Consider the following 4251-nt stretch of genomic DNA (forward strand, 5'->3'; position numbering starts at 1 on the left):
GAGGACGCGGAGGACGAGGGCGAGGGCGAGGAGTACGAGGGCGAGGGCGAGGAGTACGAGGACGCGGAGGGCGAGGGCGAGGGCGAGTACGAGGACGGGGAGTACGAGGCCGACGGTGGTCAGGACGAAGCCGAGGACGGGGAGTACGAGGACGAGTACGACGACGAGGGAGACGATGATTACGAGGCCAACGGCCCCGACGAGGAGGATGACGGTGACCGGCCTCGCGGCCGCTGACTATCGACTACCCGGCCTGGCCCGACGGACGACTGGGGCTCCGGCAGTGGCACCGCCGAGCCCGGAAGCGAGGTGCGAACATGTCCACTGACGCCATCGTGCTGCTCAAGGAGGACCACAAGGAGGTGCGCCGTCTCTTCCGGGAGTTCGAGGGCGCCGACGCGGACGCGGCCGAGGTCAAGGCTGATCTGGTGAGCAGGATCGTGGAGGCTCTGACGGTCCACACCTACATCGAGAACGAGGTCATGTACCCGGAGGTCCGCGAACGCGTACCCGCGCTGGAGCGGGACATCCTGGAGTCCTACGAGGAGCACCACGTCGCGGACCTCTTGTGCGCCGAGCTCGATGCGATGACGCCCGACGACGAGCGGTTCGACGCGAAGACCACCGTGCTCATCGAGACGGTCGGGCACCACATGGAGGAGGAGGAGCATGACTGGTTCCCCAAGGTGCGCGACGCCCTGGGCCGCAAGGAACTCCAGGAGATCGGCGCCCGGATGCTGGAGGTCCGGGCGACGGCACCGCACCGGCCCGAACAGCCCGGCTCGCTCAAGAAGGCAGCCGACGCCATCCTCGGGTGACGCAGTGGTGGGCCGTTACTGGTGCACCGCCATCCTCACCTGCCGTCGGCTGTCGGCCGGGCGCAGCGCCGCCGGCGCGTCGATGTCGGATGAGCGCAACACTGCCCGCGTTGTGGCTACAGGCCCGCCCTCAGGCCGGGGGCATCGGGAGAGCCCGTCGTTCGGTGCGTGGCGGATGCCATGCGCCGCCGCCTGGCCGGTGACCTTGAGGTCGTGGGCGGTTGGCGGTGTGTGTCCTGGCTCGCGCCTGTAGTGGGTCCGGGCGGCGGCGTTCGTCCTGCGCCTATCAGGGCGGGGCCGTGCCAGTCCAGGCACAGGACGGTGGCGTCGTCCTTCATGGGCGGCTCACGCCAGGCAGCGCGGCCGCGCGCGCCTGAACCTGTCGGCCGGGGGAGTGTCGTACGGTCGAATTGGAGACGGACGTCCACGCTGATTCCGTCGCCGATCCCGGCCCGGTCGCTCCTCCCCCCGGGCGGCCGGGCCTCCTTCGGAGTGCGCGCGGGTCTTGTAGCAGGGACGAGGGCCTCCCTTGAGCAGACCGTTCCTTCCCCCCACCCGTGCACTGCACTTCGGTCGGCGCCACGGCCGATCGCTCGCGGCTCGCCGCGCAGGTCGACACGGATGGTGTTACGTCCCTCTGGCGCGTGGTCACGTGCGCGCCGTGGGGCGGCCGGGCGCTCGGACCGGCGGGGCGAGCCGCTGTGCCACAGGTCCTTCTCGTAGTCGCGAGGGCAAGGTTGGCCTGGGGCATTACGACACCCGGCATCCCTCAGCGGGCGTTGGCGCCGCTGGTAGGGGACCGCGCGGTGGCCCGGTGTGTGTCCACCCTGACGCGACCGCGGGGGCGGGACATGCCGGAGCTGTGTGACGCGTGTGGGGCCGTGGTTGCGGCGCGGGAACTCGTGGTCCTGCGGGTGCCGGACTCCTCCGCGGGCGCGGAGGTGGCCCGTTTTGATGGCGCAGTTTGCTGCGAGGCGCATTTGGTTCAGATAGCCGCCGCCCACCGGCGCCGCTCCTTCGTCGTCGAGGAGATGGGGTCGGGGTTACGGGCAGGTCGTCGCGGTCACCGGCCTGAGCGGGCTCCAGGCGCGGGCGCCTTCGTGAGCGCCACGGTCGCGGTCCGCGCTGTTCGGAGTGCGGTGCGGACCTCGACCGGTCCCGCCAGGGTGACCTGTCTCCTGGCCGAGGCGCGTCTGACCCCGGGCGGAGACCTGCGCTGAGTCCCGGAGCCGGCCCGCGCCGCCCTCATGCGGGAGAGCCCGTCGACCTGGGCGCCCCTCAATCGTCATCCTGAGCGGCCAGTTGGGCCGTGGCTGACCCGTACGACGGCCCCCGGTTCCAGCTGCCGGGACGGCGAGCAGGCTCGCCGACCTTGCGGCGGGGCCGTTGTCAGTGGGCGGAGGTGGGGGTGTCGGTGGCGGGCTCCTTCGGGTCGACGCCGGTGTGGGCGTCGGCGGTACGGCCGCCGCTGGGGCGCCGGGAGGGGCCTTGCGGGCCGGTGTCGTAGGTACCGGTGCCCGTGCCGTGGTCCTCGCCGCGGCGGGAGGTGCTCTTCACGGTATCGCCGGGTACCTCCCGGTCCTCCTCCTTCGCGTACTCGCGGCCCGGGCCGGGCGGGGGTGCGGCGTCGGGGTCGAAGGACTTGCCGGCGCTGTCGTTCGGTTCCTGGTGTTCCTCGTCGATGTCGGGAGACCAACCGTGCTGCTTGTCGCCCTCGAACCTGCTGTGTCCCTCGCCCATCGACGGTTGGGTCGGTCGGGTGGTCATGGTGCTCACCTGCTTCCCGCGGCCGCACGGCGCGCGGCCTTGTGCTCTCGCGCCTGTCCGGAACGGGCGACGGCAACCGTCGGGCGGGGTGATCCCGTTCCTGGAGCGACCACCACCGGGCGAGATCCGGCTGCCTCACGGATGAGCCCAGGCGACAGGCATGCTCGCAGCTCGTGCGGGCGGGCGACCGTCAGTTCCGCCCGACCACTGCAAGTGCGCATGCCCCCCCGCCATGGTGCTGCTACTGGCGCCACTCGCGCTCAGCCCCGCCGCTCCACGCTCCGTTCACCGCCATCGCGGGCCGCCATAGTCCCAGTGACGGCGGCGCCCGTCCTCGGTACGCCCCGCCCCACCCCGTGACGCGGTCCGCCGGCACCGCGACGCCCCTCCCGGGGGCCTGTGAGGGTCGGGCCGGTCCCTCGCCGCAGGGGCGCCCAGCGGGGCGACGCCCGTGCTCGGCCGAATGATGGAAGCGGGTTTGCGCACCGAACGAGGGGTCGGACGAGCGGTGGGCAGACCCGTGGCTCGGGCCCGGTCGCCGCAGGCGGTTGCGCCCGCCGGCCGGGAACATTGCAACCCGTCGGACCGCCAACCGTGCGCCGCGCCGCGCGAGCCATGGTCACTGCCCGTGTCCGAGAAAGCTCCCTGGGTTGCCGGGCCGTCGTGCGGGGGGCGGAATCGGTATCACCCGACATGGGGGCCGGTGACCGGGGCAGGCGTGTGCCCGACCACCGCGCAAGGTACCGATCCGAAGATGGGTGGAACGATGAGCAAGGTGCAGGAATCGATCGACGTGGACGTGCCGGTCAGCACCGCGTACAACCAGTGGACGCAGTTCGAGACCTTCCCGCAGTTCATGGACGGCGTCGAGGAGATCACCCAGATCGACGACCGGCACAACCACTGGAAGACGAAGATCGCCGGTGTGAAGCGCGAGTTCGACACCGAGATCGTCGACCAGGTCCCGGACGACCACGTCGCCTGGCGCACCACCAGCGGCGACGTGAAGCAGACCGGCATGGTCCGCTTCGAGCCGATCGACGCCTCCCACACCCGCGTCATGATGGAGATGGACTTCCAGCCCGGCGGAATGGCGGACAAGGCCGCCGACATGATGGGCATGCTCGACCGTCAGGTGAAGGGCGACCTGAAGCGGTTCAAGCACTTCATCGAAAAGCGTGGGACCGCCAGCGGCGGCTACCGCGACACCCTCTGACAAGGGCAGGCCGCCCCGGCCCCGCGCACTGCGCGGGGCCGGGACCGTCGCTTTGGCGCTCCGACCGGCACCGGGACAGGGGGCGCCCCGGTGCCGGTCGGGACAGGCGGTCGGTGCTGTACCGCCTATGCCCGCAGGGAATGAGAGCCGTCCGTGCGCGCCTGTGGCCGGGCCCGGGGCCGCCCGAGACTAGCGGGCGGACCGGCCTCCGCTTCTGCGGAAGCGCGCGCCGCCAAGGCCCACAGCGAGGAGAAGGACGACGATGCCGATGAAAAGGAGATAGAGCAGGCCGTGCGTCGCCACGCCGATGATTCCCAGGGCGACGGCGATCAGGATGAGGAAGAGTATCCAGGCCATGGCGAAATCTCCTGCTTCTCTGGAAGGCGTCACTTGGGCGGTCCCGTCCTTAAAGGAGCTAAGAAGCCGTTGTCGTACCGATCTTGGTGGACG

Annotated in this window: 5 protein-coding genes; 3 read left to right on the top strand and 2 right to left on the bottom strand. The window is 71.1% G+C overall.

The annotated features are described in order from the left end of the window. Both AA75_RS49315 and AA75_RS14600 read left to right on the top strand, forming a co-directional pair. Positions 1-237 (top strand): hypothetical protein (locus AA75_RS49315; protein WP_033820426.1); only part of this gene is annotated, 237 nt, incomplete at its 5' end. A gap of 80 nt (positions 238-317) precedes the next feature. Then, positions 318-818 carry a hemerythrin domain-containing protein gene (locus tag AA75_RS14600; protein WP_033820427.1) on the top strand — a complete coding sequence of 167 codons (501 nt, stop codon included), beginning with the start codon at positions 318-320 and terminating at the stop codon, positions 816-818. Positions 819-2207: 1389 nt separating this feature from the next. On the opposite strand, the gene AA75_RS14610 is transcribed toward AA75_RS14600, so the two are convergent. Continuing rightward, positions 2208-2585 (bottom strand): hypothetical protein, encoded by a 378-nt coding sequence (locus AA75_RS14610; protein WP_033820429.1) that lies wholly within the window; start codon positions 2583-2585, stop codon positions 2208-2210. A gap of 766 nt (positions 2586-3351) precedes the next feature. Between AA75_RS14610 and AA75_RS14615 the strand changes: the two genes are divergently transcribed. Next, the gene (locus AA75_RS14615; protein WP_033820430.1) at positions 3352-3801 is read left to right on the top strand and encodes an SRPBCC family protein; all 450 of its coding nucleotides are present in this window, start codon (positions 3352-3354) and stop codon (positions 3799-3801) included. Positions 3802-3990: 189 nt separating this feature from the next. On the opposite strand, the gene AA75_RS50860 is transcribed toward AA75_RS14615, so the two are convergent. Next, positions 3991-4158, bottom strand: a complete 168-nt coding sequence (locus tag AA75_RS50860; protein ID WP_199520325.1) for a hypothetical protein — start codon at positions 4156-4158, stop codon at positions 3991-3993. Positions 4159-4251 lie beyond the last annotated feature (93 nt).

Origin of the sequence: Kitasatospora sp. MBT63 (genome assembly GCF_000710465.2) — a bacterium.
Classification (GTDB): domain Bacteria; phylum Actinomycetota; class Actinomycetes; order Streptomycetales; family Streptomycetaceae; genus Kitasatospora.